The organism is Alphaproteobacteria bacterium (assembly GCA_016699735.1).
Lineage (GTDB): Bacteria > Pseudomonadota > Alphaproteobacteria > Micavibrionales > Micavibrionaceae > JAGNKE01.
Genome location: CP065008.1, coordinates 623,996 through 649,738, shown reverse-complemented (window position 1 = coordinate 649,738; position 25,743 = coordinate 623,996). Strand labels below are relative to the sequence as shown.

Genomic DNA, 25,743 nt, shown 5'->3' with positions numbered 1-25,743 from the left:
TAAAACAATCGCCGCTTTCAAGAGCCGATCTTAGTTTCAATCCACTGCCACCCCGAAGGATGGCAGAAAGGCCGCGCAGGCGGCATCGCTAGCGCAGGCGGCAAGTTTCAATCCACTGCCACCCCGAAGGATGGCAGAAAGAATACTTTTTCAATATTTGTATTCATTTCCCAATGTTTCAATCCACTGCCACCCCGAAGGATGGCAGAAAGGAGACGCCCATGCAGTCAATAACCCTAAGCCCTGTTTCAATCCACTGCCACCCCGAAGGATGGCAGAAAGCGGAAAACTGATCTCAAAATATGCGAAATACGAGTTTCAATCCACTGCCACCCCGAAGGATGGCAGAAAGGTTAGGGCACTTTCGAGCTTTTCGGCCGCGAAAGAGTTTCAATCCACTGCCACCCCGAAGGATGGCAGAAAGATGGCCGCTGATCGGCTCACCATTGAGCTAGCGCGTTTCAATCCACTGCCACCCCGAAGGATGGCAGAAAGGCCGATAGGTTTAAGTCGTGGTCACGTACAATGGTTTCAATCCACTGCCACCCCGAAGGATGGCAGAAAGCCTGTTCTGGGCGGCGGCGATTGCCCACCACAAGTTTCAATCCACTGCCACCCCGAAGGATGGCAGAAAGACGAAGTCAATTCGCTTTCGACCTGAACAGCAGGTTTCAATCCACTGCCACCCCGAAGGATGGCAGAAAGAAACCATGAACTACAGGATCGTTTTCAAAGACGCGTTTCAATCCACTGCCACCCCGAAGGATGGCAGAAAGTCTCGCCAAGCAAAAACCCAAGAAATTCGGCGATGGTTTCAATCCACTGCCACCCCGAAGGATGGCAGAAAGGCCAAACAATCGCAGAGATGGTCAAGAGATGGCGGTTTCAATCCACTGCCACCCCGAAGGATGGCAGAAAGCTCTGGCGCTTCATCATTGTCGATCCGGCAGGCGGTTTCAATCCACTGCCACCCCGAAGGATGGCAGAAAGGATCAGGAATTCGAATTCGGGCTGGATTTACGAGGTTTCAATCCACTGCCACCCCGAAGGATGGCAGAAAGCCGCGCACGTTGTTCTCATGCTTGAGCAGATCAGGTTTCAATCCACTGCCACCCCGAAGGATGGCAGAAAGAAACCATGAACTACAGGATCGTTTTCAAAGACGCGTTTCAATCCACTGCCACCCCGAAGGATGGCAGAAAGTCTCGCCAAGCAAAAACCCAAGAAATTCGGCGATGGTTTCAATCCACTGCCACCCCGAAGGATGGCAGAAAGCACATCTCTTTCGAAAACAAGGCCGCTGAAATGGAAGTTTCAATCCACTGCCACCCCGAAGGATGGCAGAAAGCTTGAAGCCCTCGCCGCATACGAGGCGTTTAAGAAGTTTCAATCCACTGCCACCCCGAAGGATGGCAGAAAGGCCGACCGATCCGATTTAGCAACGGAGTTTCACATGTTTCAATCCACTGCCACCCCGAAGGATGGCAGAAAGGCGGCTGCTCTCCCCGACTTATCCGCAATCATATGTTTCAATCCACTGCCACCCCGAAGGATGGCAGAAAGCCGCGCACGTTGTTCTCATGCTTGAGCAGATCAGGTTTCAATCCACTGCCACCCCGAAGGATGGCAGAAAGAAACCATGAACTACAGGATCGTTTTCAAAGACGCGTTTCAATCCACTGCCACCCCGAAGGATGGCAGAAAGTCTCGCCAAGCAAAAACCCAAGAAATTCGGCGATGGTTTCAATCCACTGCCACCCCGAAGGATGGCAGAAAGGCCAAACAATCGCAGAGATGGTCAAGAGATGGCGGTTTCAATCCACTGCCACCCCGAAGGATGGCAGAAAGCTCTGGCGCTTCATCATTGTCGATCCGGCAGGCGGTTTCAATCCACTGCCACCCCGAAGGATGGCAGAAAGGATCAGGAATTCGAATTCGGGCTGGATTTACGAGGTTTCAATCCACTGCCACCCCGAAGGATGGCAGAAAGCCGGAAAGTGGAACGCTTTGTACGGTCTTCACCAGGTTTCAATCCACTGCCACCCCGAAGGATGGCAGAAAGGAAACCGAACTGAAACACAACGTCGAATATCTGGAGGTTTCAATCCACTGCCACCCCGAAGGATGGCAGAAAGGTGCAAGTGGAAGCCGATCCTGCAAATGATTATCGTTTCAATCCACTGCCACCCCGAAGGATGGCAGAAAGTACTCAGGGCGATGGCTTTATCACTATTCCAGATGTTTCAATCCACTGCCACCCCGAAGGATGGCAGAAAGGACGAGCATCCGGTAGGAAGCTCGTAGGAAGACGAGTTTCAATCCACTGCCACCCCGAAGGATGGCAGAAAGCCGATACGAAATTGGCGGTCAAGACGGCTTACATAGTTTCAATCCACTGCCACCCCGAAGGATGGCAGAAAGCCTCTGCGCCCAGCTTCCTGAAAAATATTGCCTTTTAGAGGAAAAAGCGCAGACGTAGTCATAAGTTATAGTCCTTTTCAATAATAGCAACACCGCAGGTGTAATAATGCTTGTATTTCAGTACGATATAAAATTCGCAGACAGTCCGAGAAAACAACACCGCTATAATTATGCGTTCCTCCCCCTAGACAAGTGGGATTTTATCAGACAATCAATGGTTTTTCAAAGTCTACTGCCCTGAAACACCCGTACTCCTTGACATATAAATCAACAGGTTCAGTAAGACGGTAAAATCTCAAATTATCTTCATTCTCGTTTATCTCTTTTAGGAGTTTGCGTTCCAGTTCCTCATATTGCATTGGATTGACGCGGCACTCAAAAACAGATTGTTGAACACGCTGTCCAACAGCCTCGCAAATTTTTGCAACGCGGCGCAAACGCTTACGTCCCGCTTTGGTTAGCGTTGAAACATCATAAGTAATAATCACCAGCATTTTACCTCACAAGGAAAGGGACATAATTTTCTAAGTCTCCGCGAATAACTCGTGCGAGGATACGTGCCTGAACCATTGGGACAATTCCGAGTGGGATTTTCTGTCCTGTCAAAGGATAAAGGATTTCCTCCTGCTTTCGTTCTTGATAAGCAATAATAACCGTGCGTCGTGCTTCGTCTTTAAGCAAAACTGCACCACCTTCGCTTACTGTGAAGTCTCTGGCTTGAATTTGTTGTCGGTTAATTAATGTTAAAGCCATTCTGTCTGCCCAGATACTTCTGAACTCCTCCATCAAATCAAGAGCAAGTGATGCCCTGCCTGGGCGAGTGGTATGCAGAAAGCCGAGCTGAGGATCGAGGCCGGAAGACTCAACAGCTGAACGACAATCGTTCAAAAGCAAGGCGTAGATAAAAGATATCAAGGCATTAAAACGATCCAGCGGCGGTCTGCGGGTTCGGTTATTCATAGTGAAAGCTTCTTTATCTTCAATCCTCAGAAGGTTCGAGACAACACCAAACCAGCGGGCGGCAGCATCGCCTTCTGCCCCGCGCAGGGTATCCATATTATCCAGATGCGGCAACTTGCGGACAACATGGCCGAAATAGAGGGCTTCTTCCCTTAAGCGTTTTACGTCTTCCGGCGGAATGTCTTTATTGTCACGCACTCCGCGCACCATTAAATGTCGCGTATTGCGGATTTTTCCGGCCAGCATATTCCGCGCAATTTTCAGGCAGAAATCTGGCTCACCCGCTTTGGCGAAATGTGCCTGACGGAGCAGAATATTTCCAGAAGTCGAGCCTTCCACACGCGCTTTGAATCGGCCATTCCGGTCAAGTAAAATGACCGAAACCCCATCATCGGCGCACCGATGAATGGCTGGAAGAGACATCCCCGCACTTCCAAAGCAAACGACGCTGCCAATGTGATGCAAAGGGACTTGAATTTTTTTTTGATGATCTACCTCTACACACAACGTATCATTTTCGAGGCGGACATATGCCGCCTCTTGCGTGACATAGAGCGTATTCAATATCTGTGGCATAGATTATTCGTCTTCTATTATAAAGAGTGTTGATATATTTTCGGCGTTACACGCATTTACAGCCGAAGGCTGGCATATTTCGATCAGAGAGCATTCCTTACAACGCGTATCTCGCACGGGCGGCGGCATCGTTCCTGTCCGCTCATGTTTCCGCATCATCTCCAGTATTTCCAGAAGCTTTGCGCGTAAAGCCTCATTAATCTCAACTTCCCGCCGTTGCCTGGAGGAGACATGGTAAATGGCTCCCATCGGCACGGGCCTGCCCAGCATTTCCTCAAGGCAAACAGCCTGCGCCGCGAGTTGTAATTCATCGTGCACCTTTGCGCGTTTTTTTCCGTGTTTATATTCTACGGGATAGATTGCGCCGTCGGAATGAAACTCCACGACATCCGCCTTGCCCACCAGATTGTATTTTAAGGAATAGAGCGGCAAGGAACGCTCAATACGGATATGCTTTTCCTGTTTGATGCTGTGGTCATCCACCAGCCTGTGTGCGGCACCGCCCCGCATGGTGTGGACGTTTTCGGCATATTGCTGCTCCAGATGGATCAACGCCCATTGCCTCGGACAATAGCTGTAATGCTCAATTGCTGAAAGAAATATGGATTCGGAAGAAGCAAAAGAGTTGGTCATTTTGCTTCTTCCGCTGATTGGCTTGTTTATGCAGCTTTCTTCAGTGCAGGAAGCTCAACAACACGCTTTAACGTCACACCTTGGGGGAGGTTATTGTCATCAATACTCACATCGTAATCCGCGAAGGAACGTGGGACATCGACGCCACTTCGACGGCTGACCTGAATACGGTCCAACAGGCTGTGTGCTGGGGCGTTGCCCAGCAGGTTATTATGCTGGAACACATAAAGACCGCGTGTGGTCATCTCCCCCCGCGCGGCAGAGCGGTCATGATCAAACATATTTGCTAGTGCCTCCAACAGTAAATCCATATCCCCCTGACTAAAGCCTGTTTGTTGTGCCAAATGGCCAGAGATAAAGCCATGCGCGACATATAGGCCGTAGGAAACAGTATGCTTACGTCCCATGGTGCGGTTGTCTCCATCCTGCTTTTCGGCTTCTTTCTCTGTGGCCACCGCCATGCGGGTGATTGAATGCTCCAATGCGACAATCGGGTCAACCGAGCGGGCAAAGGTTATTTGAACAGGGCCGCGCACCTGTCCGCAATTTACGCCCGTGGACATTACTGCTCCAAAAGTCCTAACATCATAAAAATTCTGGCACATCCAGTCCCGCGCCTTGGCAACGTCATCACCGCCGCCTTTGCGTTTTCCTTCCTTACCCTCAGAAATGTCAACGCCGATGGCTTTGTAAGCGCGTTCATGCGTTTTGTTTAAAACGGCCCTTTCCTTGACATAAATCTCAAAAGGCGGCTGTTCACCCTTCACGATTCCGACATAATTACGGATTTTGCGTTTCAGACATACATCGGTAATCAAGCCTTTACCCGTTTCCGCATCCATGCGCGGCAGGTTTCCGGCATCGGGATCACCATTAGGATTGCCGTCCTTCACATCGAAAATCAAAACAAATTCGGCACGGTTTACAGGGTTTGTGTTAGACATCATGCGGCTTCCTTCTCTTCGGTGTTGGCGGATTTCTTGGTAAAAAATTGTTGGCGCTGGTGGTAATAACCTATGGCAAACTGCCCCTGATCTTCCAACCTCAGGATATTGGGGTAACTTTTAATGTGGCCATGAATTTGAGCAATTTCTTTTTCCAAATTATAAGCCCGTCCTTTGTTATCCAATTTTGATAAATGGTGGTTTTTGAGTTTCATCAGTGTTGAGAATACGCATACAGGAGAAGAGCTTGCTGCCCCGTAATAGCGATCACGGATTGTGGCATTCAGTCCCGGATTTGCTTCTTCCTGTATTTTCTCCAGAACAGCAAAAAGCCTTCCCAGATTATAGCCTATATTGGCATTCTCAGGATCAAGAGCCATGGTTAATTCCCTTTCAGAGTTATGATAATAACGATTAGACCGATTCAAGCACGCCTTAATCAGCGCGGCACGGGCGTAGGATACATCCTGCGTGGCGCGGTTACGGCGAATGGCGGCTTGCAGCAGTGTTGCGGGATACGGCGTTCCCGAAATAATTGCTTTCATGGTATCTCCCGCCAGATTGGGCGGAATGTTCTTACTGTCTTCCTGCGTGGCGATGGAGGACAACAAGCGGAAAATGGAGAGGTATGGGCTAAGATGTAGGGCACGGCATATTTCCAGATCGTCAAAATGCTGTTTAATATGGCCGGATATTTCCGCAACAGTCGTTACGTGCCAGAATCGCACCGATATTCTCGCCGCGTTCGGCGCAAGGCCGAGGATATAAAATTTCGTATTTTCATCAGTTATTGGTTTTGCGCCTGATTGCGGCGAACGGTACAAAGCTTCCACCGCCTTCACTTGTCGGTCCGGGTTATCTTTCGAATCTGTGATAAGATCACCAAAAAAATCCTCGAACGGCGTATCTTTTTCCGCCCAGAATACCGTGGACGTATCACCCACCTGAATGCGCTGCTTTGAATCCTTACCCAGCAGCATATTCAATGCCGTTGTATAAGCAAAAGCCGCCGTTTTTCCTACAGGAGCATTCAAACCTTGTTGCTCTATGTACCCGTAAGATTCATAAGCTCGTTCGTTGAACGAAACAATCTTTGCGCCAGTTGATTTTGCATCCTTTATCCCTTTGATTGCTGGATGTAACCGCTCTATCTCCTGCCGTTCTCCTGTTATAAGACAAAGACCTATGCTTTGATCTGATTGAGATGAAACGGCTTTGCGGACAATTTCTTGAACTTCTTGTTTTTCTGCAATGATCCCAAAATCGCCTAAAATTTTGAAGGTACAATTCGTGCTTTTCTCTACTGTTACTTTCTTCCATTCTGAATGCTCCTGCACTTTCTGCTTTTGGTTTGCATCAGATAAGAAGGATAATATAGCATCTATGGGTTCAATTAGTTTTTCTCCAAAAACCTCTGTTAATAGATTACAAAATGCCAAGTGACGTTTTTGGACTTTTTCTTCTTCTTCACCGCGTAAACTAATGCCAAGAACATATTCCGTATTATCCCATAATAAATTAGCGACAGCTTTTCTACCCGCACGCCCTACATCTTTAGGCACAAGATAAGATTTTGCCCGCAGTTTCTTGCCCTCTGCTTCGCGGGTATCTTGCAAATCAATAAATTTTCCGTCCCTATCAATAACGATAACGAACGGGATTTCCTTGTACTCAAAACCTTCCGGCGCAATGCTGTCTGCGTCCAAGGCCGATTTTCGTTGATAGTATTCATAGAGGGATTGCAAGATCATCCGCGCACCTCCGCGCCATCAACCATAACCACCCCCTTATTCATGTAGGCGCGGAAAAACCGAGGCGTTGGCGGATTTTGCGTATAATCCATATCATACAGCATCCAGCCCAAATCTTCGCAGTTGCCTATGGGAGGCTTGCCATCATTGGCCGCCGTGACCAGAGAGAATGAGCACGGAAATTCGCGGCACCCCAGATAGGGCTGGTGAAAACTCTGCCCTTGCGCGGCGCGGCGTTCAAACATGGCTTCAAACTTTGCCACATTATCATCCGCACCCGCCTTATCCGTCATGAAAAAGGAGCCGTAAATGCGGTAGGCAACTTCTCGGAGAATTAGCCCTGCTCGTTGCTGCCTATCATCTTCGATATTTAGGCCCAATGCTTCTACTCCACCACCATTCATGGCGGTCTGAACATTTCGAACGGAAATTTTAGAGGCAACCTCATTGCGGCGGACAGAAAACCATTTGATGGGCTCTAGAACTTCAATTTTATGTATTTTCCATGCGATTGCAGGTTTCCACAAAATCGCTTCAAAAATTGCACGCGCGGCAGATGGCGTTATGACATCATAAGAAACGCGCTCAACCTTCATTTCGGGGCGGGTGAAGCAGGCGTATTCCCCCGAAACATGCAGACAAAAAATCCTCATATCAAATCTCTTAAAACACAAAATTATCCGGTGCGGATAAATTTATGTCATTTCCAATAAATCCCAATTCGCTATCATAAGACGATACATTTTTAGCAAAAAATACTCCAGAAATTATTTCTTCTATGTCGCCATTTCTGGCGCACATATCAAACCATGATATTGGTATATTAATGGTATATGGCTGCAGCTTACGATATACCCATCGCGTTTGTGGTTCGTTTTTCAATATATTCAGCCATTTTTGAATATCATCGTATTCAGGCTTATAAGTTACAATGATAGAAGCATTTGCAGTTTCATCTATGATCTTATATTTCCTTGCCGCTGCCTGAAATTCAAATTGAAAGCAATCTGACTTCAGATCGGCAAGAATACCATTCTTATCCAGAGTATTTACCTCATTGTAATAACTGTCAAAAAACCCCTTGAACATATCGAGCGTTATAGATTTTTCTCCATCTTCCTTAGCCAACCGCAAAATATTTTTCCCAGCAGATTCCGCTTTCCGCAAAGTTCCGATCGGAGCAGGTTTAGGCGGAACGAATACAAAAACTTGTCCGCCTTTATGTCCCAGCTTTCCTTCCCTGTTACACCGCCCTGCCGCTTGTGCAATCGAGTCCAACCCAGCCATAGCGCGGTAAACTATCGGAAAATCTATATCTACTCCCGCCTCAATCAACTGCGTACTGACAACCCTTGTGGGCAGGTTTTCAGACTTTATCCGCTCTTTAATTTCACTGATAAGTTTTTTTCTGTGCGCTGGGCACATCAGGGCAGAAAGATGATACAACCCGGTATCCCCGTACTGTTGTTTCAGAAGTTTATATAAATTCCGCGCATCATCGCGGCGGTTGACAACGCATAGGACGCGTTTGTGCGTCTCCATTTCTTGTGCAATATCCTCCCATTCTCTGGTCTTATTCAAATCTTCAGGAAAATGGTAGGCCACACGCTCCAGTTTCTTGGACAGGCTTACAGGATCATCTATAATTTCAAGCATATCATTCAGCCCATGCTTTTTGAGGGCTGGCACAGCACTTGAGCGGGTCAATGCCGGCTGGGTTGCTGTGCAAAATACCAAAGTCGCTTTATAAGAAAGGGCAAGCTGTTCTATTGCCTTAAGTGTTGGAAGCAGCAAATCTACGGGAAGAAGCTGCGCCTCGTCCAGAATAGCAACGCTATTAACGATATTGTGCAATTTCCGTACACGACTCGTTCGTGCGGCAAACAGAGACTCAAAAAATTGAACATTCGTTGTTACAATTATAGGCGCGTCCCAGTTTTCGCTGGCAAGGCGGCTGCGTGATGTTTCGCTGCTCCCATCGTCGAAATTGCTATGATGTTCGATGACGTTTTCTTCTCCGAATATATCTTTGAAAACTTTGGCATTCTGCTCGATGATGCTTGTATAGGGAATGACATAGATAATTCTTGATTTTTTATGCTTCAAAGCATGATCCAGGGCAAAGGCCATGGACGATAATGTTTTCCCCCCTCCTGTTGGGACCGTGAGAGAAAACAGTCCTGATCTTTCTGATGCCTTCGCACGACACTGCGCCAATATATTCGCACGGAGAATATTCAACTCACCTTGCATACCTGCTAAAGAAATAAGATGTTTACTCAATTTTTCTTGTAATTCTGCTATAGAACAAAAATTCACCTTCCGCTGGTTGGATTTTTGTACATTCATAAATGCTTCAGTATCCAGAAAATCCGCATCAACCAAGCAGGAAAAGAGCATTCGAACCCAAAGTGAATGTCCAAAATCTGCAGTTGCCCAAGCTGGTGGACGCGAAGAGGGAGTGTGTTGATTCAAGGCAGGTAAATTTAAAGTAGTTAAATATTTCAAACGCTCTTTTTCTTCCGGTTCTGCCAATCTGTGTTGCAGGCAGGTTTTACCTGAGGGTTCTGTACCATGCCAATCCAAAAGACCTGTATGGTGTCCTGCAATCAAGTATGCAAGAATTCGCCCCCTTTTTTCGAAACTATCAATCGCATATAATGCTCCTGCAGAGGAATGATTGACGCGCCCTTTTCCTTTTTTTGTGTTTTGATCTTCAAGGTGCGCTTCTGAATCCTGATATATATAGTTTTGGAATTCAGGATGAAATTTCCCAATGTCGTGCCACATTCCAGCTATATAGGCCCAATCGCCGCAATCAAAGGACTTGGCAAATTCAGACGCTTTTTTGGCAACACACTCCAAATGATCGTCCAGAAGATGAATCTCTGTGTTGTTATTGGGGTTAATATGTGCTGCTGCAGTTCTGGTCGATCTATCTTTCATGAGCTTATTTCAATACATTCAATATTAGCGCTGTAAATTGTTTATCAAAAAATCGCTTTCTTGACTTGTTCACTGAGAAGATGCAACCTTTTTTCATCATATTGTAGCCGTGTCGGATACGTTGCTATGATAAGGTGTCCAAAAGACACCGCAAAGTTTCTGCCCCCGTCTGGTTTTCCAGCGGGGGCATCTTTATAAAAAGGCGCTTTAACAAATAGCTTTGGGGGCATTATTGGGGGCATTTTAAACTTCGAATTATATTATTTTCTTTTTATTCAATTTACTATCGTTCATTTATGAAGCCCTTCACTGCTCCATTTATCCACCCGATATAATCCGAAAATGTCCAGAAAACCTTGAGCTTCAGAGGTTTTCGCTTTTCTTGTAAAACTGCCAATCAAATCCAGTTACCGCTTATTAAAAAGGGTATAATCCCCATCAATAGAGGTCAGATAAAAGAGACATGGAAGACAGCGAATTTTCGTCTCTCTCCGGGTTTTGGACCGGAGTCTATGATTATCCGGGCAATGTCGATGATGCCGTGCCCTTTAACGCCATTATTATAGATATTACCGGTTCGATTTCCGGCGAGACCGACGAACCGAACACGATCACTCCCGCAGCCGTTGACAGGCTATGCGCTCAACTCTCAGGTTTGCGGGACGGTCAGTCCGTTATTTTTATAAAAACCTATGAGTCATTGCCTGATCTAGGGCATCAACTGAGATATGCAGGTACAGTGAACAGCGCGTTCACAAAAATTGAAGGACAATGGAACTCAATAGAACATAAATCATGGTCCGGTCCTTTTGTTATGAACCGCTCCGGGCATAAAAAAAGAGAAGAACGTAAAATAAAGCAAAGTGAGGACGTTTTTGAACGTCAGACCTGATTTTAGGTGTTGGAGATGCCTTGGCCGTTCTTGCGTCGCCGTTGTTTTTATGAATCAACTTCTGTAAAGTCAGTCTCTCCAATCAAATTTGTACAAGCAGGAAGCAAAGGCAGTGCAGGACGATTATCAGGCAGGCCTAGACGGCCGAACCCATTACACTGGGCAGCATTCTGCGGACTATCAGCGCGGCCTGGCGGAAAGAGAAGGGCGCACAGGGGCCTATTTTAAGGATACTGCCGATGCCATGGGCATGGGTGCGTCCTCCATGGGCGGGGGGTTTCTCATTATACTTATGCTTATGCTGTCGAGCGTTCTGCTTGCGATTTCTCTCTGCCTTTTTCCCCTCGCCGGCGGTTTTACTTTTCTGATCTATTTGGCTCTCTACAATATTTTTTACGACCCCATGGTGAATGAAACGGTTTACCTGCTGGTTTTTATGATGCCGGGGTTCATTATATTCACCTTTTTCATTCAGATTGAAGGCAATCTTGCTACGGTAAAGTTATACCGGCGGTTCCGGTATCTCTGGCGTATGACCGCCGTCACCATTACCGGTTATTCTGCGGCCATTCTCATCACCGAGCCGGATGGGCCAGTGCTTGAGGGCAGTTTAAGCGAGCTTCTTCCTCTTAGCCACATCCTGACCATTCTGGTCTGCTTAACCTGCACCCACTTTGTTTCTCGATGGCTGGATAGACAATATCAGGGCATGGATGCAAAGATTGGCGATCTTTTGTCCAGACCTGCCTTTACGTTCAAAAGAGCGGCAGTTCTCGCCGATTACGCCGCGTTCGAGCGTAAGCATTTTCCCAAAAAAGAGGCTCAACCGGAAGAAAAGAGCTGATAGAGTGTGCTTATGGGCAGAGATTTGGTATTGCGCACCGAACAGGGATGGTTCTTCGATCGGCTTGAACATAATTTGTACCTAAAGGCGGCAAGTAAACTCTATAGTTTGACTTAGCTATAAACTTGAGGAGATTCCATGCAGCTAGGACGAAGCGTTTTTATGTGGGGCTTGGTGACGCTTTTCTTTGTTCCCGCAGCACTCCACGCTGAAGATGCGCCGCTTAGTTCCGCCTCTTCCGCCTATTCGTTTAGTTTTACAGATATTCAAGGAAACGACCTGCCGCTTTCGTCGTTCAAGGGCAAAGTCGTCCTGGTGGTTAATACCGCCTCGCATTGCGGGTTCACGCCGCAGTACAAGGATCTGCAGACACTTTATGAGACTTATAAGGACAAGGGGTTTGTCGTGCTCGGTGTGCCGTCGGGCGATTTCGGCGGGCAGGAGTTCGGCACCGAAAAAGAGGTGCAGAGCTTCACGGAACAGGAGTACACGATCACCTTCCCGCTGACCTCGATTACAAAAGTTTCCGGCTCCGAGGCGCATCCGTTTTATGTCTGGGCGGGGGAACAGGCCGGTTTCTGGGGCCACCCGCAATGGAATTTCCACAAATACCTGATCGGGCGGGACGGGCATTTCGCCGGATGGTTTTCGACGGCGACTGTACCTACTTCCTCGGTGATGATTGAGGCGATCGAGAAGGAACTTACTTCTGATCCCTGATGTCTTTTGATCTATACTGCTTCACGGTCACGAAAGGATAAAGCGCACGCCCATGTTTTCATTCAAAGAACGGCTGGTCTACAAGCATGAGGAACGCCACTATGTGAGCCGCACCGGGTGGCTGCGTGCCGCTGTGCTTGGGGCCAATGACGGGATCATCTCGGTCTCCAGCCTGGTGATCGGCGTTGCGGCGGCGGCGGCGAACCCTTCTGAAATCTGGGTGGCAGGGGTGGCCGGTCTTGTGGCCGGGGCGATGTCCATGGCGGCGGGCGAGTATGTTTCCGTGTGTTCGCAATCCGATCTGGAGAATGCCGATCTGGAGCGCGAGCGCAAGGAGCTTGCCGAAACACCGGATTTTGAATTGCAGGAGCTGGCAGATATTTATATCGGGCGCGGCGTTGAGCCTGAACTGGCCCGTGAGGTTTCCCGGCAGATGATGGCGAAGGATGCGCTTGGCGTTCACGCACGGGAGGAGCTTGGGATTTCCGAGCTTACGACCGCCCGGCCGCTACAGGCGGCCATTGCCTCCGCCGCCGCTTTTTCCTGCGGGGCGCTTTTTCCTGTTGTTTCGATCTTCCTTTTGCCGGAAGCGATTTTTGTTCCCGCCTGCTCCTTTCTGAGTCTTCTTCTGCTGGGATTTCTGGGCTCTCTGGCCGCACGGGCGGGCGGGGCGCCGGTGCTTAAGCCGTCCCTTCGCATCATGTTCTGGGGCGCTGCGGCCATGGGGTTTACTGCGCTGATCGGGCATTTGTTCAATCAAACTTTGTGAATACGCTAAAAGGGGTAGGGGTTTCCGTAAGCGAAATCGTTAAAAATGTCCGCCCTTGACTCCGGTCAATGCGGAGAACGCCGCGTTATGCTTTGGTGGTCGGGTCTTTCCGATTTATTTACATGAAAGGACCGATCATGAAACTCACAGGACCGCTTTTTGAGCAAGGATTCAGCGCCGCCGAGGCGGAGGCGACGCTCCTGCGCGGGCAAAAGCCGCCGCGTCTCTGGGTCATCACTGCGGATGAGGGGATTGCTAAGTTTTTCCGGCGGGAGAGCGGTCGACTGATTCTGATCGGCGAGGCCGTGCCGGAGGAGAGCCTGCAGGGCGACCTGAGCAATGCGAATGTCGGGAGGGTGGTGAGTTCGGGCGGCGGCGGCACGGTGATGCATAAATACGAGCCGCATATGGAGGCCGGACGGCAGGATGCTGTGCTCTTTGCCAAGGATTTGGCCGTTTTTCTTGAAGAGGCCGTGAAGGCGGAGGCTTTCGAGAAGCTGGTGCTTTTTGCCGCACCGCGGATGCTGGGCTATCTGCGGGCTGCGCTTTCCGATCCTGTAGGCCGACGGATCGCCTACGAGGCGGACAAGGATTACACAAAGCTTGGGAGCAAAGCTTTAAGCTCTAAAGTCAATGCTGTTATATGAATTTTTTGGATACCTCATTCGTCAAGATATTAAAAAAGCCGGAAATTTCCGGCTTTTTCTGTTCCTGATACCGTTGGTTAGTGTGCGCCCTCTTCGGGTGCGGGCTCTCCATCCGCAGGAGCTTCTTGAGCAGGAGCTTCTTGAGCAGGCGCTTCGCTTTCAGAGGGGGTTTCGGCGGTCTGCGTCTGTCCTTCCGAAGACTGTTCCGCGTCGGCAGCCGAATCTGCTCCTTCCGTCTGGGTTACCGCAGCCTCGCCCTGGCCCTCAACTGCTTCCGCCGGGGGAGCCTTTTGAGCAATCGGTATAAACTTTATAAGCTGAACTTTTTCTACAATATTGTTTCCAAACTGGTGGATCAAAATGACCGTTCCGAGAAAAATAAACAAAACAACAAGCAGAGAGAAATAGAGCCGTCCAGCTCGGCTTTTTCCTTCCGGGCTTTGAGGGTCGGGGTAGTTGTTCGGATTATTCGACATTTTGTTTCTCCTGTCAGTCCAATATATTATTTTATATGATAAGGCTTTTGCCAAGCCTATGAAACTTGCGCCCTCATCATGTCTTATTTGGAATCACTTTGCAAATGCTCTCTTTCCCAGTCTGGCGATTATTTAAAGTAATATTTTTTATGTAAATGATGTGGGTTTTCGGTTTATGCTTTGCTGGGACTTGCAGTAAATTTTAAAGTATATTTCTTGCGACCCTTCTAAAAAAAGGCACAATGATTTCTGATTTTTCCCCCGGATATTAAAATATGTCTTTTCGGCACTTCTTTCTGGTTACTGCACTCGTGTTTTTCTGCCCTTTCATGTTTTTTCATGCTTTGGCACAGACTGCCAACGCCCCCGAGAAGCTGCATGAAACTCTGACCGAGAAACAGAAGCAGTTCGAGGAACTTGAGGCTCTTTTCAACAGTGATTCTCTTGAAACCCCTACGCTCCTTGAAAAGCGTCAAACCATAAAAGATTTAAGGGCTGAAGTTCAGGCCTTGGCGGATTCCATCAAGCCTGCGCGAGACGCCATTCTTGCCGATCTCAATGACCTTGGATCGCCTCCCCAGTCGGTTGAAGGGGTTCCCTTCATCCCCGAACCTGAGAATATCCAGCAGCTTCGCACACAACTCAGCGAACAATCCAGTGCGCTTGAAGGATTGGCGATTCAGGCAGACGCCCTGATTTCCAAATCCCTGCGGCTTCAGGAACGCATTGTGACGCTTCGCAGGGATAAGTTTCTCAGCCGGATTCTGGAGAAGCAGCCCTCCCCCTTTGCCCCGGAGCTTTGGGCCGCCGCCAAAGAAAATATAGAAACACAATATGCAACTCTTAGTTCCTCTCTTGAAACGATCCGGCAGCAGAATCCTTCTTATGCTGCTTTGATTGCCACGATCTTTGCTTTTATCGCCGTGCTTATCCTTGTCAGAGTCTTGTCCCTGCGGTCCCTGACCCGGAAAATCACGGAAAGCCCTCAACAAGGTCAGGAGAGCCGATTTGCCAAAGCCTCCCTGTCCTCCCTGGTCAGCATGGTGATCACTCTGGTCGGGTTTTCGTTCATCCACCAGTCTTTTGTCGCGCAGGGTGTGATTCACGAGAATAATCTCGCCTTTTCCAACCAGTTGATCCTGCTGTCGTGCTTTCTGATTTTCAGTTTTATCGTCACCGCACGGCTTACGGTCGCGGGCATCATCCGCCCCGTGACAAAATTTCTGTCCTGCTTCGTGGCCTTTCTTTACGCGATCGACCAGATTGCGCTGGAGTTCGGGGGAACGGTCGGCGCCGCAGTGGAAATCGCCGTCCTGCAGAGCTACTTTGTCACCAGCCTTTTTGCCGCGGTGATTTTTATCGGTTCCCTTTTCGCTTTCCGCGCCTGCGGCAAGGGTATGAAGTTTCTTATTCCCCCATGGGGCTTTCTCCTTTTTGCCGGGATCGGCGTTTTTCTTCTCGCTGCGAACCTTTTCGGCTACGCGGCCCTGACGCGCATGGTGTTCGAGCGTTTCACCGTTCTTGCGTCCTTCCTTGTCTTTATGCTGATGATCCGCTCGGCCGCCCGGTCCTTCCTGCGACAGATCGACGGGCTTTTTCACAAACCTGATCCCGAGTCGGGCAAGGAGGACGAGCGGCTGATGCTTTTCTGGCTCAGCCTGACGCTCGATCTAGTGATTTTCTTCCTCTGCCTGCCGCTGGCTGCCGGACTGATCGGCGTGGACTGGCAGGAAGTGCAGGATTGGGCCACCCATGCTTTTTGGGGGTTCAGCATCGGCAACGTGAATATTTCGATCGCCAATATGGCGATCGGGCTATCCGTCTTTCTTTTGCTTTTATTTTTCACACGGATTTTTCAGCGTGTGCTGAAGGAAAAAATCCTGCCCAAGACGCGTCTGGACTCTTCCATCCGGCAATCCCTTGTGCAAATTCTGGGCTATCTCGGCCTGTGCGTAGCCATGATGGCGGGCGTCTCGGCGGTCGGGTTCGATCTGAGCAACCTCGCACTGATCGCTGGGGCACTTTCCGTAGGTATAGGTTTCGGACTGCAGAGCATCGTGGGCAATTTCGTCTCCGGCCTGATCCTGTTGTTTGAACGCCCCATAAAGGTCGGGGACTGGGTGATCCTGAATTCCGGCGAGGGGATCGTCAGGAAGATCAGCGTTCGCGCCACCGAGATCGAAACGTTCGACCGTACATCCATTATCGTGCCGAATTCGGAGTTGATCTCCTCGGCGGTCAAAAACTGGAACTATAACGACCGGATCGGGCGCGTTGTCATTCCTGTCGGCGTTTCCTATAAATCCGACCCGCGGCGGGTGCGCGAAATTCTTCTGGAATGCGCGAAGGAACATCCTTCCGTGCTCTCGCATCCGACGACTTCGGTCTATTTCAAGGATTTCGGGGACAGCGCCCTTTTGTTTGAACTGCGAATCTTTATCCGCAATATCCGTGACATCTATGATGTTTCCACCGACCTGCGCCTGATGATCTGGGACCGTTTCAAGGACGAGAAGATCGACATCCCTTTCCCGCAGAGCGACCTGCATATCAGCCCGAACGAATTCGAAAAGGTGATGGAGCTTTTCTCCGCCGCGCAGAAAGGACTAATCAACAATGGATAATCCCGAAGGCATCCTTCACGCGTTTAAAATCCTCCCCGATGGCACGGCGGAAGCCCTTGGCAACGGCATTCTCTCCGAGGCCGTGAGAAGCCGCGAACTCTCTTGGGTTCACCTCGACGCCCGCAACAAGAAGGCGCGGGAGTGGCTGGCGCGTGAGATCGATTATCTGGACTCCCTGATTATCGACGCCCTGCTGGCGGAGGAGACACGGCCACGGATGGTCGAGCATTCCGACGGGCTGCTTTTGATCCTGCGCGGGATGAATTTCAACCTTAACGCCGATCCCGAGGACATGGTCTCGCTGCGGCTGTGGATCGACCCTTACCGGATCATCAGCGTCCAGCGTCGCCCGGTGAAGGCCGTCGAGGATATCGCCGCAGCCCTCAGCTCCGGCAAGGGGCCGAAAAATGCGGGTGCGTTTCTTTCTGCGCTTACGCATCAGATGTTTGAGCGCATGGAACCCGTCCTCGACGATCTCGAGGAGCGGACGGATACGCTGGAGGAAGAAATCATCGAGAGTCCGGAAGTCGAGGAGCGGCAGATGATCATCGAACTGCGGAAGGAGGCGATTATCTATAAGCGCTACCTTCTGCCGCAGCGGGATGTGCTGATCGGACTGCGGAGTTCGCCGCTGCCGTGGATCGAGGCGCTGCACAAACGTCAGCTGCAGGAAACGCTGGACCGGGTGATCCGGTATATCGAGGATCTGGACTCGCTGCGTGAGCGGACGCAGATCATCAAGGACGAGCTGGTCAATATGCTTTCCGACCGGATGAACCACAATATGTATGTGCTGTCCGTGATCGCGGCGATTTTTCTGCCGCTGCATTTCATGACCGGACTTTTGGGGATGAACGTTGCTGGGATTCCAGGGGCGGAGAACCCTTTCGCGTTCTGGATTTTCCTCCTCATCGTTGCGGGGGTCGTGGGGCTGCAGATCGCGGTGTTCAAAAAAATGAAGTGGTTTTGATATGAACGAATTTACCTATGAATGGGAGGATGAAATCTCTTTTTTAGGTGGTGCACGCATTGGTTTAGCGAATGCCACTTGGCCTTTTGCAACTTTAAAAGCAAAAAAAAACAAGGTTACCCTCAGAGTTTTGATTTTTGGCACCTACAGTTTTTCACCGGAACAAGTGGTAAACTTGGAGACTTTTCGACGCGGTGTTCTCATTCAACATAATGTGGCCGAGTATCCCAAGCATATCGTATTCTGGTCCGTCAAGAATCCTGTCGCCGTTATTGAAGATGTTCTTTCTCTTGGTTTTTTATGCAAGGGAGTTGTGGGAAAAAAACGATCCGGGTTTTCTTTAAAGCTTTTTCCTTTGTTTACTTTTTTTCTATTATTAAATCTTATTTTTTTCTATTTTGATTCTATGGGACTTATTGTTCATAGCCGCCATCCGCTAGGTATTATAGACTTTTTCTTTTTGGGGCTGGTTCTTCTTTTTTGTCTCTGCCTAAAATACAGTAAGGCGTTTGCAAAAATTTTCCTGAACCGCGGTAGACATATCGGTGAAGTTGTTCATGCCTTGAATTTGGGATCCTTTGTTACGAGCGCGATAATAATTATAGGCCTTTTATCTAATTTTTTTATGTCGTTAGTATTGAGATAATGCTGTTTAAACCCACTTGTGGAACACAAAAAACGCGCCTGCGACGATGAAGGCAAATCCCACGATGTGATTCCACTGCACCTGCTCGCCCAGATAGAGGACCGAGAACACCATAAACACGAGGAGCGTAATCACTTCCTGCATCGTCTTGAGTTCGGCGGCGGAGAAATGGGCGTGGCCGATGCGGTTGGCCGGAACCTGCAGGCAGTATTCGAAAAAGGCGATCAGCCAACTGATGAGGATGACGGTTATGAGCGGCGCGGCCTTGTATTTCAGATGGCCGTACCAGGCGAAGGTCATGAAAATATTCGATCCGAGCAAAAGAAGGATCGTGAAAACGGGCGCGGGGATCATCACAGAAAACCTTTCGGCTGGAGGGAGGGTTAGTAAATGCCCCCCGTTCCGGTATCCACGCCGGGCGATTCCTGAGCCGGGGGTGGCTTGTAGGGGGCGTCGGGATTGTAGGGCGGGATATCCTCGCCGGGGTAGTCGCCGCTGGCGGGGGTGTAGGAGTCGGCGTAGTCGTAATTGTAAGAGGGCAAAACCCTGATTCCGCCCTCGTCGAGCATATACATTTCATCCGTCGGCTCGGTTCCAGCCTTGAAGGCTTCCCAGATCACGTTGCCGTCACCGGGATTGGCGCGGGCGCCCGTCTTGGCATTCACCATCACGTTGCGGATGCCCGATGGGCGGCGGAAAGGCACGGGGGGCTGACCTTCCAGCGCCTCCTCCATGAAGTCCTTGAAGATGGGAACGGCGACCGAGGCGCCCTGCTCCTTCTTGCCCAGTGAGCGCGGATTATCGAAGCCGACGAACACACCGACGGTCAAATCGGGAGAGAAGCCGATGAACCATGCATCGTTGGAGCGGTTGGTGGTTCCGGTCTTTCCGGCGAGGGGACGGTTCAATTCCTTGATCTTGGTTCCGGTGCCGCGCTGGACCACGCCCTCAAGGATGGAGACCATCTGGTAGGCGGTGCGCTCGTCGCCGATCTGCTCACGGGTATCGGCGATTTCCGGGGCGCCCTGCCCCTCCCATTTCATCAACGGGCCGCAAAATTCGCATTTGCGGTCGTCATGGCGGAAGATCGTCTTGCCGTGGCGGTCCTGCACCCGGTCGATAAAGGTCGGGCGGATTTTCTTGCCGCCATTGACCAGCATGGCGTAAGCGGTCGTCAGGCGCAGGAGTGTGGTTTCGGAAGCGCCGAGGGCATTGGACATCAGGGGTTTCATTTTATCCGTAATGCCGAAATGGTCGGAATATTTCGCCACAAGTTCGGTTCCAAGGAAATTGGCGAGGCGCACGGTCATCTGGTTCTTGGATTTTTCCACGCCGACGCGCAGGGTTACAGGGCCGTAGGACTCACCTGAATAGTTTTTCGGGCACCATTGGTGGCCGGGGCGGTCCTCGAAGCACATGGGCGAATCGAGGATCAGGGTTGCAGGGGTGAAGCCCTTATCGAGGCCAGCCAGATAGACGAAGGGCTTGAAAGCGGAGCCGGGCTGGCGCTGGGCCTGGGTGGCGCGGTTATATTCGCTGGTACCGTATTTCCAGCCGCCCTGCATGGCGAGGATGCGGCCCGTATGCGGGTCGATGGCGATGAGCGCGCCCTGCACGTCCGGAATCTGGCGCAGGAGATAGATGCCCTCGAAAGTTTGTATTTCCGGTGTTTTTCCGGCTTCCTTTTCCTCGGCGGTCAGTTCCTTTTCCTTCGGCGGCTTGGGTTCGACCATGATCACATCGCCGACATCTGCGACCTGCTTGACGGAAGAGACCGCCGCGCCGAGAGAATAGCCTTCGTTCAGGTATTTCTGCGCCCATTTGACGTCCTGCAGTTTGAGTTCGCCCTCTTTGTCTGTGAGAAAGCCAAGCTTTGCCGATTCCTTGTTGCTTTCGAGGACTACCGCGAGTTCCCATTCATCCAGCATAGCGGGCGGGCGGGCCACCTGCTTGAGCTGGGTGCGCCAATCCTCCATGCTCTCGAACCTGACTATGGCCCCGCGCCAGCCGTGTCGCGTATCGTAGGCCATCAGACCCTCGCGCAGGGTACGCTCGGCAATGTCCTGTAATTTCGGATCGACGGAGGTTTTTACGACAAGACCGCCGGTGTAGAGGCTTTCCTGGCCATATTTTTCGCCCAGTTCACGCCGGACTTCTTCGGCGAAAAAAGGCGCGTCCACCACGGCGCTCTGATCCTTTTTGGCCATGACAAGCGGCGAGGCGATCGCCAATTCGGCTTGTGCTCGCTTGATGTAACCATCTTCCTGCATCCGTTTGATGACGTAGTTCCTGCGCTCGACCGCCTTATCGTGGTTGTGGACCGGATGATAATTGTTCGGTGCCTTCGGAAGTGCCGCGAGATAAGCGGCCTCGGCAATCGTCAGTTCCTCGAGAGATTTATTGAAATAATGCTCGGCGGCGGCGGCAACGCCATAGGCTCCGCCGCCAAGGAAAATCTGGTTGAGGTAGAGTTCAAGGATATGATCCTTGCTCATCATCTGTGTCATTTTATAGGAGAGGATGGCCTCACGGATTTTTCGTTCGTAGGTGGTTTCATTGCTCAGGAAAAAGTTCTTGGCCACCTGCTGCGTGATGGTCGAGGCACCCTGAGATCTTTTGCCGGTGCCCTTATTCCTTAAATTGGTTATCAGGGCGCGGGCTGTGGCGACAAAGTCAATGCCGCTGTGCTTGTAGAAATTCTTGTCCTCGCCCGCGATAAAAGCGTTCTTGATGATGTCGGGAATCGATTCGATGGGGATGAAAATCCGCTTTTCTTCGGCGAACTCCGCCAAAAATCGCCCATCTCCGGCGTACAGGCGGGTGACAATCGGCGGCTCGTAATTGCGAAGTTGGGTATAGTCAGGCAGATCCTTGCTGTAGTAGCTGATGATATAGGCTACGCCTGCGACCCCGACGATCACGCCTATGACAAACAGGGAGAGAAGCCCCAAAAAGACGTTCCTGAGATATTTCATGGTTTACTTGCGGATTCCGCCGATTTTATGCCTTGGTCATCCTAGCAGAAGGAGCGTTCTAGCACATCCTCTTTTGAAAAGAAAACCGGAAATTATGGCAATAATATTCTATATTTTCTGGTGGCTGGTGATCGGGCCTTCGGCGCGGCCATGAATGAACTGGTCCACATAGGGGTTGCCGGAATGGTCAAGCTGTTTGACCGGGCCGCACCAGACAATCTTCCCCTCGTAGATCATCGCCACTTCATCGGCAATCTTGCGGACGGATGACATATCGTGGGTGATCGACAGGGCGGTCGCCCCCAATTCCTTCACGCATTTGATAATCAGTTCGTTGATGACATCCGCCATAATCGGGTCAAGGCCCGTGGTTGGCTCATCAAAAAAGATAACCTCCGGGCTGGTGGCAATCGCCCGCGCCAGACTGACTCGCTTTTGCATCCCCCCGGACAGCTCGGCGGGCAGAAGGTTGCCGATTTCCGGTTTTAAGCCTACGGCGGCGAGTTTTTCCATGGCGATTTCGCGGGCCTGCTTTTTGGGCATTTGTCGGCCGTGAATCAGGCCGAAGGCTATGTTTTCCCAAATTTTAAGAGAGTCAAACAACGCCCCGCCCTGAAAAAGCATCCCGAATTTATGCATCAACTCGTCGCGCTTGGCCGCGCTCACCCTGACGCTTTCCTCGCCGTCGATCAGGATTGATCCGGAGTCCGGCTCCAGCAGGCCGAGGACGCATTTGAGCATCACCGATTTTCCGGTTCCCGATCCGCCGATGACCACGAGGGACCGGCCTTTTGGCACTTCCAGGTTAAAGTTTCTCAGGACATGGTTTTTGCCGAAGGCCTTGTTCACGTCGCGCAGGATGATCTTGTTTTCCGCCGCATTCGGTTTCTGTGACGGTGCTTCATTTCTTTGAGAGGCGCTTGATTTTTCTCCAACCGATTTCATGAGAAAAAGACCTGCGTGAGGACGTAGTTGAAAATCAGGATCAGGATGGAGGCTGAGACGACCGCGTTGGTTGTCGCGGCGCCGACGCCCTGCGCCCCGCGCTGGGAATAAAATCCGTGGTAGCAGCCCATGACCGAGACGATGAAGCCGAAGGCTGCGGCCTTGTAAAGGCCGGACATGACGTCCATATATTCGAGAATATCCCAGGTCTGGTGCAGATAATTTTCCGGGCTGAAGCCGAGACGGTAGATCGAGACAATATATCCGCCCATCACGCCGATGATATCGCCGATCAGCACGAGGATAGGCAGCATGATCGTTCCGGCGATCACCCGCGGGGCGATGAGGTATTTGAACGGGTTAACGGAAAGAGTCCGCAGCGCATCAATCTGCTCGGTTACACGCATGGTGCCGATTTCCGCTGCTATGGAGGCACCGACGCGTCCGGCGACCATCAGGCCCGCCAGAACGGGGGCCAGTTCCCGGGTGATCGAGAGGACCACGACCCCCGCTATCGCGCTTTCGGCGTTGAAGCGGGTGAAGCCCGTATAGCTTTGCAGGGCCAAAACCATCCCGGTAAAGAGGGCGGTCATGCCGACAACGGGAAGCGAATAATAACCGATGTCAATGAGTTGCCGCGCCATCTGCGATGGGAAAAAGGGCGGGGAGAAGCAATGGCCCAGCGCCCGGACCATGAAAAACGTCAGATTGCCGATCGCCTCCGTGAAGGCCAGAATACCCCCGCCCAGATACTGGCAGAAGTTCAGAAGCAGCGTGAGGGGATTTTTCCCTTCCGTGCTTTGACTTGACTCAACCTGTTGCGCGGGCGCCGACATTTTTCCTCTCAAGCGGAAAACACTAGAGGAAATGACTTTTGACGTCCAGACGCAAACTTGCCTAAAAAACGGTTTACATTTTTTCCCGAACCGCCAAAACTTAGCCGATGAAAATCATCCCGCCTGAGGATCTGGTTTGCATGAATGCGCTGGCGGCGAAGGTTCCTTTGCGCGTCGATCTGGCCTATGCGCGGGCGGATAATTTTTTGTTCGGGGAGAGACTCTACCGGACCGACGCCCAGCTTTACCTCCACAAGCTTCTGGCCGATGTTGTCGTCCACGCTGCAGAACTTGCGTTTCAGAGACACGGCTTGACGCTTGTGCTTTATGACGGGCTGCGGACCGTGGAGGCGCAGCAGAAAATGCTTGAGACGCGGCGGGTGAAGGAGAACCCGCATTGGGTTGAGAATATCCCGCGCCTGCTCTCCCGCCCCGGCGAGGGGGGGCATCCGCGAGGGATGGCGGTCGATTTAAGTCTGCTTGATAGTGATGGACAGGCTTTAGATATGGGAACCGTCTTCGATTTTCTGGCCGAAAATCCCGATGCCGCCCATAATCCCGCCCACCGCGACCATCCGCAAACCGAAGCGGTACAGTCCCACCGGGATATTCTGGATCGGGTGATGTTGGAGGGGGCGAAGAAAGCCGGACGGGTGCTTTTTCCTCTTCCGCAAGAATGGTGGGATTATCGGCTTCCAACCGAATTTTTCATTCAGTATGCGCCGCTTTCCGAGGCTGATCTGCCCCCGGATCTTCGGCTTCTTTGAAGTCTTTATATCTTAAATAACTGATTTATATTGTTTTTTAGTAGGTTAGAGTGCGTAACAATCTTGCTGAAAAACTTGCAATAATATGGAATCTCGACTAGAATGGGAAAAAATGACGTTTATGTTAATTCTTGGCAGTCTTAACATTTTAGAAAATACGGGCCATAGTTAAGAAAATATAGGGTGTGATATGACGACCAACGCCGATCATTTTAAGAATCTCCGTAATGTTCTGCTCGCCGAACGAGAGCGCCTTGGGATTACGGTTTCCAGGGACGGTATCGGTGCCCCCAGTTCCAGTGGTCCTATTAACGCCGGGATGAGCGAGGCTCTTGAGCAGTTGGTGCTTCTCGCCCAGCTTCATGCGGGGCGCACCGAAGATAACATCACCCGCGGGTATTCCGAAGCGAATATCGCTCTCGTGCGACAGTACATGAAGGACCGCGGCGTCGGTCAGGATAGAAACGATCTTTTCACCGGAACCATACAGGCGCTGGACACTGTTGCCAGCGGCCAGCAGGAATCGGTTTTCGACCAGCAATATATTAGGGGTCCTGCCGACTTTGAAGCTCTTAAAGGTGCCAGTCGGGGTTTGCTTGCAAATACTGCCAAGGGGTCGACTGTCCCTGCGGCTCGCCCGCTGAGTGCGCTTTTTGCTGCGGCAGCACCGGCTGCCCCTGCGGCGGCGGCTTCAACGCCTGCTGCTCCGGCTGTGACAGCGCAGTCTGCAGCTCCGGCTCTCCCGACACGCCGGGTTGAGAGAACCTATACTTTCGATGAAATTCAGGCCATCAAAGCCAAAGATGTTCAATCCGAAGAGGAGAAGGCCGCCTTGCAAGCTTGGACGGCGCAGTGGCGTGTTCATGCGAATGCCGACAAGTTCGAAGGTGGCAAAAGCTACATGGATATCTACAATGCTCGTGAGCGGGCCAAGTCGGCGTATGACAATCGCATAACATCCTATAACGAGTTGGGGGCCAAAATCAGAAGCCTTGGCAGTCAAAACGAAACTTTGTTAAACGGTTTAAAGGATAAAACGATGACTTTGACCGTTGACGGGCAGACCTATCGGATGTCCTGGAATGACGTTCAGGCTAAAGTTGGATATTGGGAGTTCAATGATTCGGCATTCGAAACCAAGCTGCGTCAGGCGGCCAACAGGGGGCTTGATGGCCTTAAGCAGTCTGAAGGCTATAATGATCGAGCTACAGAGATAGCCACTACCAGTCGGCAGATGGCGACGCACATGACAACCCTCTATCAGGGATGGCAGCAGGCCGAGCGTAGTCATTCGGCGGCTTTTGCTGATATCCGGAACGATCCGGTTAAGTTCAGCTTTAACGTTACGGATTACAACGCACAGCCAACGACACGCGTGGCGGCCACGACCCCGCAATAATA

General features: G+C 50.8%; 22 protein-coding genes and 1 CRISPR repeat array (1 of these 23 running past the window's edge). Of the genes, 10 read left to right on the top strand and 12 right to left on the bottom strand.

Annotated elements, in window-relative coordinates:
• Positions 1–2,421: direct repeats of the CRISPR family, unit length 37 nt; unit sequence GTTTCAATCCACTGCCACCCCGAAGGATGGCAGAAAG (it extends 1,542 nt beyond the left edge of the window).
• Positions 2,422–2,624: 203 nt separating this feature from the next.
• The 7 genes from cas2 to cas3 are packed head-to-tail and all read right to left on the bottom strand — an operon-like array spanning position 2,625 to position 10,231.
• A complete protein-coding gene (cas2, locus tag IPN28_03160) occupies positions 2,625–2,915 on the bottom strand; it encodes a CRISPR-associated endonuclease Cas2 (protein ID QQS57838.1) in 291 nt (96 codons plus the stop codon).
• A gap of 1 nt (position 2,916) precedes the next feature.
• The gene (cas1c, locus tag IPN28_03155) at positions 2,917–3,957 is read right to left on the bottom strand and encodes a type I-C CRISPR-associated endonuclease Cas1 (protein QQS57837.1); all 1,041 of its coding nucleotides are present in this window, start codon (positions 3,955–3,957) and stop codon (positions 2,917–2,919) included.
• 3 nt (positions 3,958–3,960) lie between these two features.
• On the bottom strand, positions 3,961–4,590 hold the full coding sequence (gene cas4 / locus IPN28_03150) for a CRISPR-associated protein Cas4 (protein QQS57836.1): 630 nt from the start codon (positions 4,588–4,590) through the stop codon (positions 3,961–3,963).
• Positions 4,591–4,616: 26 nt separating this feature from the next.
• Positions 4,617–5,534 carry a type I-C CRISPR-associated protein Cas7/Csd2 gene (gene cas7c, locus IPN28_03145; protein ID QQS58518.1) on the bottom strand — a complete coding sequence of 306 codons (918 nt, stop codon included), beginning with the start codon at positions 5,532–5,534 and terminating at the stop codon, positions 4,617–4,619.
• A complete protein-coding gene (gene cas8c, locus IPN28_03140; protein ID QQS57835.1) occupies positions 5,534–7,285 on the bottom strand; it encodes a type I-C CRISPR-associated protein Cas8c/Csd1 in 1,752 nt (583 codons plus the stop codon). Before cas8c ends, cas7c begins: the two co-directional genes overlap by 1 nt.
• Positions 7,282–7,938 carry a type I-C CRISPR-associated protein Cas5 gene (cas5c, locus tag IPN28_03135; GenBank protein ID QQS57834.1) on the bottom strand — a complete coding sequence of 219 codons (657 nt, stop codon included), beginning with the start codon at positions 7,936–7,938 and terminating at the stop codon, positions 7,282–7,284. Before cas5c ends, cas8c begins: the two co-directional genes overlap by 4 nt.
• Before the next feature lie 10 nt (positions 7,939–7,948).
• Positions 7,949–10,231: a CRISPR-associated helicase Cas3' gene (cas3, locus tag IPN28_03130; protein QQS57833.1), complete on the bottom strand. Its 2,283-nt coding sequence runs from the start codon at positions 10,229–10,231 to the stop codon at positions 7,949–7,951.
• A gap of 463 nt (positions 10,232–10,694) precedes the next feature.
• Between cas3 and IPN28_03125 the strand changes: the two genes are divergently transcribed.
• From IPN28_03125 to IPN28_03105, 5 genes are all read left to right on the top strand, one after another.
• Positions 10,695–11,123, top strand: coding sequence for a hypothetical protein (locus tag IPN28_03125; GenBank protein ID QQS57832.1), 429 nt, complete (start codon positions 10,695–10,697; stop codon positions 11,121–11,123).
• Between the two features lie 112 nt (positions 11,124–11,235).
• Positions 11,236–11,967: a hypothetical protein gene (locus IPN28_03120; protein QQS57831.1), complete on the top strand. Its 732-nt coding sequence runs from the start codon at positions 11,236–11,238 to the stop codon at positions 11,965–11,967.
• 162 nt (positions 11,968–12,129) lie between these two features.
• Positions 12,130–12,687 carry a glutathione peroxidase gene (locus tag IPN28_03115; protein QQS58517.1) on the top strand — a complete coding sequence of 186 codons (558 nt, stop codon included), beginning with the start codon at positions 12,130–12,132 and terminating at the stop codon, positions 12,685–12,687.
• Between the two features lie 52 nt (positions 12,688–12,739).
• A complete protein-coding gene (locus tag IPN28_03110; GenBank protein ID QQS57830.1) occupies positions 12,740–13,456 on the top strand; it encodes a VIT family protein in 717 nt (238 codons plus the stop codon).
• A 137-nt stretch (positions 13,457–13,593) separates the two neighbouring features.
• Positions 13,594–14,103 carry a host attachment protein gene (locus tag IPN28_03105; GenBank protein ID QQS57829.1) on the top strand — a complete coding sequence of 170 codons (510 nt, stop codon included), beginning with the start codon at positions 13,594–13,596 and terminating at the stop codon, positions 14,101–14,103.
• 77 nt (positions 14,104–14,180) lie between these two features.
• On the opposite strand, the gene IPN28_03100 is transcribed toward IPN28_03105, so the two are convergent.
• Positions 14,181–14,633, bottom strand: a complete 453-nt coding sequence (locus tag IPN28_03100; protein QQS57828.1) for a hypothetical protein — start codon at positions 14,631–14,633, stop codon at positions 14,181–14,183.
• 221 nt (positions 14,634–14,854) lie between these two features.
• Here IPN28_03100 and IPN28_03095 point away from each other — a divergent pair, with 221 nt between their 5' ends.
• Genes IPN28_03095 through IPN28_03085 form a run of 3 tightly spaced genes read left to right on the top strand, consistent with a single transcriptional unit; the run spans position 14,855 to position 18,819 of the window.
• Positions 14,855–17,203, top strand: coding sequence for a mechanosensitive ion channel family protein (locus IPN28_03095; GenBank protein ID QQS57827.1), 2,349 nt, complete (start codon positions 14,855–14,857; stop codon positions 17,201–17,203).
• Positions 17,196–18,173 carry a zinc transporter ZntB gene (locus IPN28_03090; GenBank protein ID QQS57826.1) on the top strand — a complete coding sequence of 326 codons (978 nt, stop codon included), beginning with the start codon at positions 17,196–17,198 and terminating at the stop codon, positions 18,171–18,173. Before IPN28_03095 ends, IPN28_03090 begins: the two co-directional genes overlap by 8 nt.
• A 1-nt stretch (position 18,174) precedes the next feature.
• Positions 18,175–18,819, top strand: coding sequence for a hypothetical protein (locus IPN28_03085; GenBank protein QQS57825.1), 645 nt, complete (start codon positions 18,175–18,177; stop codon positions 18,817–18,819).
• Positions 18,820–18,825: 6 nt separating this feature from the next.
• Here the strand turns inward: IPN28_03085 and IPN28_03080 are convergent, their stop codons facing one another.
• From IPN28_03080 to IPN28_03065, 4 genes are all read right to left on the bottom strand, one after another.
• Positions 18,826–19,173 carry a DMT family protein gene (locus IPN28_03080; protein ID QQS57824.1) on the bottom strand — a complete coding sequence of 116 codons (348 nt, stop codon included), beginning with the start codon at positions 19,171–19,173 and terminating at the stop codon, positions 18,826–18,828.
• Positions 19,174–19,202: 29 nt separating this feature from the next.
• Positions 19,203–21,794, bottom strand: a complete 2,592-nt coding sequence (locus IPN28_03075) for a penicillin-binding protein 1A (GenBank protein QQS57823.1) — start codon at positions 21,792–21,794, stop codon at positions 19,203–19,205.
• Positions 21,795–21,902: 108 nt separating this feature from the next.
• Positions 21,903–22,739, bottom strand: a complete 837-nt coding sequence (locus IPN28_03070; GenBank protein ID QQS57822.1) for an ABC transporter ATP-binding protein — start codon at positions 22,737–22,739, stop codon at positions 21,903–21,905.
• Positions 22,736–23,575: an ABC transporter permease gene (locus tag IPN28_03065; GenBank protein QQS57821.1), complete on the bottom strand. Its 840-nt coding sequence runs from the start codon at positions 23,573–23,575 to the stop codon at positions 22,736–22,738. The genes IPN28_03070 and IPN28_03065 overlap by 4 nt, the downstream gene beginning before the upstream one ends.
• Positions 23,576–23,682: 107 nt before the next feature.
• On the opposite strand from IPN28_03065, the gene IPN28_03060 reads away from it, so the two are divergent.
• Entirely contained in the window at positions 23,683–24,342 is a 660-nt protein-coding gene (locus tag IPN28_03060) for a D-alanyl-D-alanine carboxypeptidase family protein (protein ID QQS57820.1), read from the top strand.
• 190 nt (positions 24,343–24,532) lie between these two features.
• The gene (locus tag IPN28_03055; protein ID QQS57819.1) at positions 24,533–25,741 is read left to right on the top strand and encodes a hypothetical protein; all 1,209 of its coding nucleotides are present in this window, start codon (positions 24,533–24,535) and stop codon (positions 25,739–25,741) included.
• Positions 25,742–25,743 lie beyond the last annotated feature (2 nt).

What these genes read in the sequence shown, in the direction of transcription:
- cas4 (QQS57836.1), bottom strand. Translation starts at nt 4,590, where the DNA reads ATGACCAACTCTTTTGCTTCTTCCGAATCCATATTTCTTTCAGCAATT.
- IPN28_03115 (QQS58517.1), top strand. Translation starts at nt 12,130, where the DNA reads ATGTGGGGCTTGGTGACGCTTTTCTTTGTTCCCGCAGCACTCCACGCT.
- IPN28_03065 (QQS57821.1), bottom strand. Translation starts at nt 23,575, where the DNA reads ATGTCGGCGCCCGCGCAACAGGTTGAGTCAAGTCAAAGCACGGAAGGG.
- cas8c (QQS57835.1), bottom strand. Translation starts at nt 7,285, where the DNA reads ATGATCTTGCAATCCCTCTATGAATACTATCAACGAAAATCGGCCTTG.
- IPN28_03105 (QQS57829.1), top strand. Translation starts at nt 13,594, where the DNA reads ATGAAACTCACAGGACCGCTTTTTGAGCAAGGATTCAGCGCCGCCGAG.
- IPN28_03110 (QQS57830.1), top strand. Translation starts at nt 12,740, where the DNA reads ATGTTTTCATTCAAAGAACGGCTGGTCTACAAGCATGAGGAACGCCAC.
- IPN28_03060 (QQS57820.1), top strand. Translation starts at nt 23,683, where the DNA reads ATGAAAATCATCCCGCCTGAGGATCTGGTTTGCATGAATGCGCTGGCG.
- IPN28_03085 (QQS57825.1), top strand. Translation starts at nt 18,175, where the DNA reads ATGAACGAATTTACCTATGAATGGGAGGATGAAATCTCTTTTTTAGGT.
- IPN28_03055 (QQS57819.1), top strand. Translation starts at nt 24,533, where the DNA reads ATGACGACCAACGCCGATCATTTTAAGAATCTCCGTAATGTTCTGCTC.
- IPN28_03095 (QQS57827.1), top strand. Translation starts at nt 14,855, where the DNA reads ATGTCTTTTCGGCACTTCTTTCTGGTTACTGCACTCGTGTTTTTCTGC.
- cas1c (QQS57837.1), bottom strand. Translation starts at nt 3,957, where the DNA reads ATGCCACAGATATTGAATACGCTCTATGTCACGCAAGAGGCGGCATAT.
- cas3 (QQS57833.1), bottom strand. Translation starts at nt 10,231, where the DNA reads ATGAAAGATAGATCGACCAGAACTGCAGCAGCACATATTAACCCCAAT.
- IPN28_03075 (QQS57823.1), bottom strand. Translation starts at nt 21,794, where the DNA reads ATGAAATATCTCAGGAACGTCTTTTTGGGGCTTCTCTCCCTGTTTGTC.
- IPN28_03125 (QQS57832.1), top strand. Translation starts at nt 10,695, where the DNA reads ATGGAAGACAGCGAATTTTCGTCTCTCTCCGGGTTTTGGACCGGAGTC.
- IPN28_03080 (QQS57824.1), bottom strand. Translation starts at nt 19,173, where the DNA reads ATGATCCCCGCGCCCGTTTTCACGATCCTTCTTTTGCTCGGATCGAAT.
- cas7c (QQS58518.1), bottom strand. Translation starts at nt 5,534, where the DNA reads ATGTCTAACACAAACCCTGTAAACCGTGCCGAATTTGTTTTGATTTTC.
- IPN28_03070 (QQS57822.1), bottom strand. Translation starts at nt 22,739, where the DNA reads ATGAAATCGGTTGGAGAAAAATCAAGCGCCTCTCAAAGAAATGAAGCA.
- cas2 (QQS57838.1), bottom strand. Translation starts at nt 2,915, where the DNA reads ATGCTGGTGATTATTACTTATGATGTTTCAACGCTAACCAAAGCGGGA.
- IPN28_03090 (QQS57826.1), top strand. Translation starts at nt 17,196, where the DNA reads ATGGATAATCCCGAAGGCATCCTTCACGCGTTTAAAATCCTCCCCGAT.
- cas5c (QQS57834.1), bottom strand. Translation starts at nt 7,938, where the DNA reads ATGAGGATTTTTTGTCTGCATGTTTCGGGGGAATACGCCTGCTTCACC.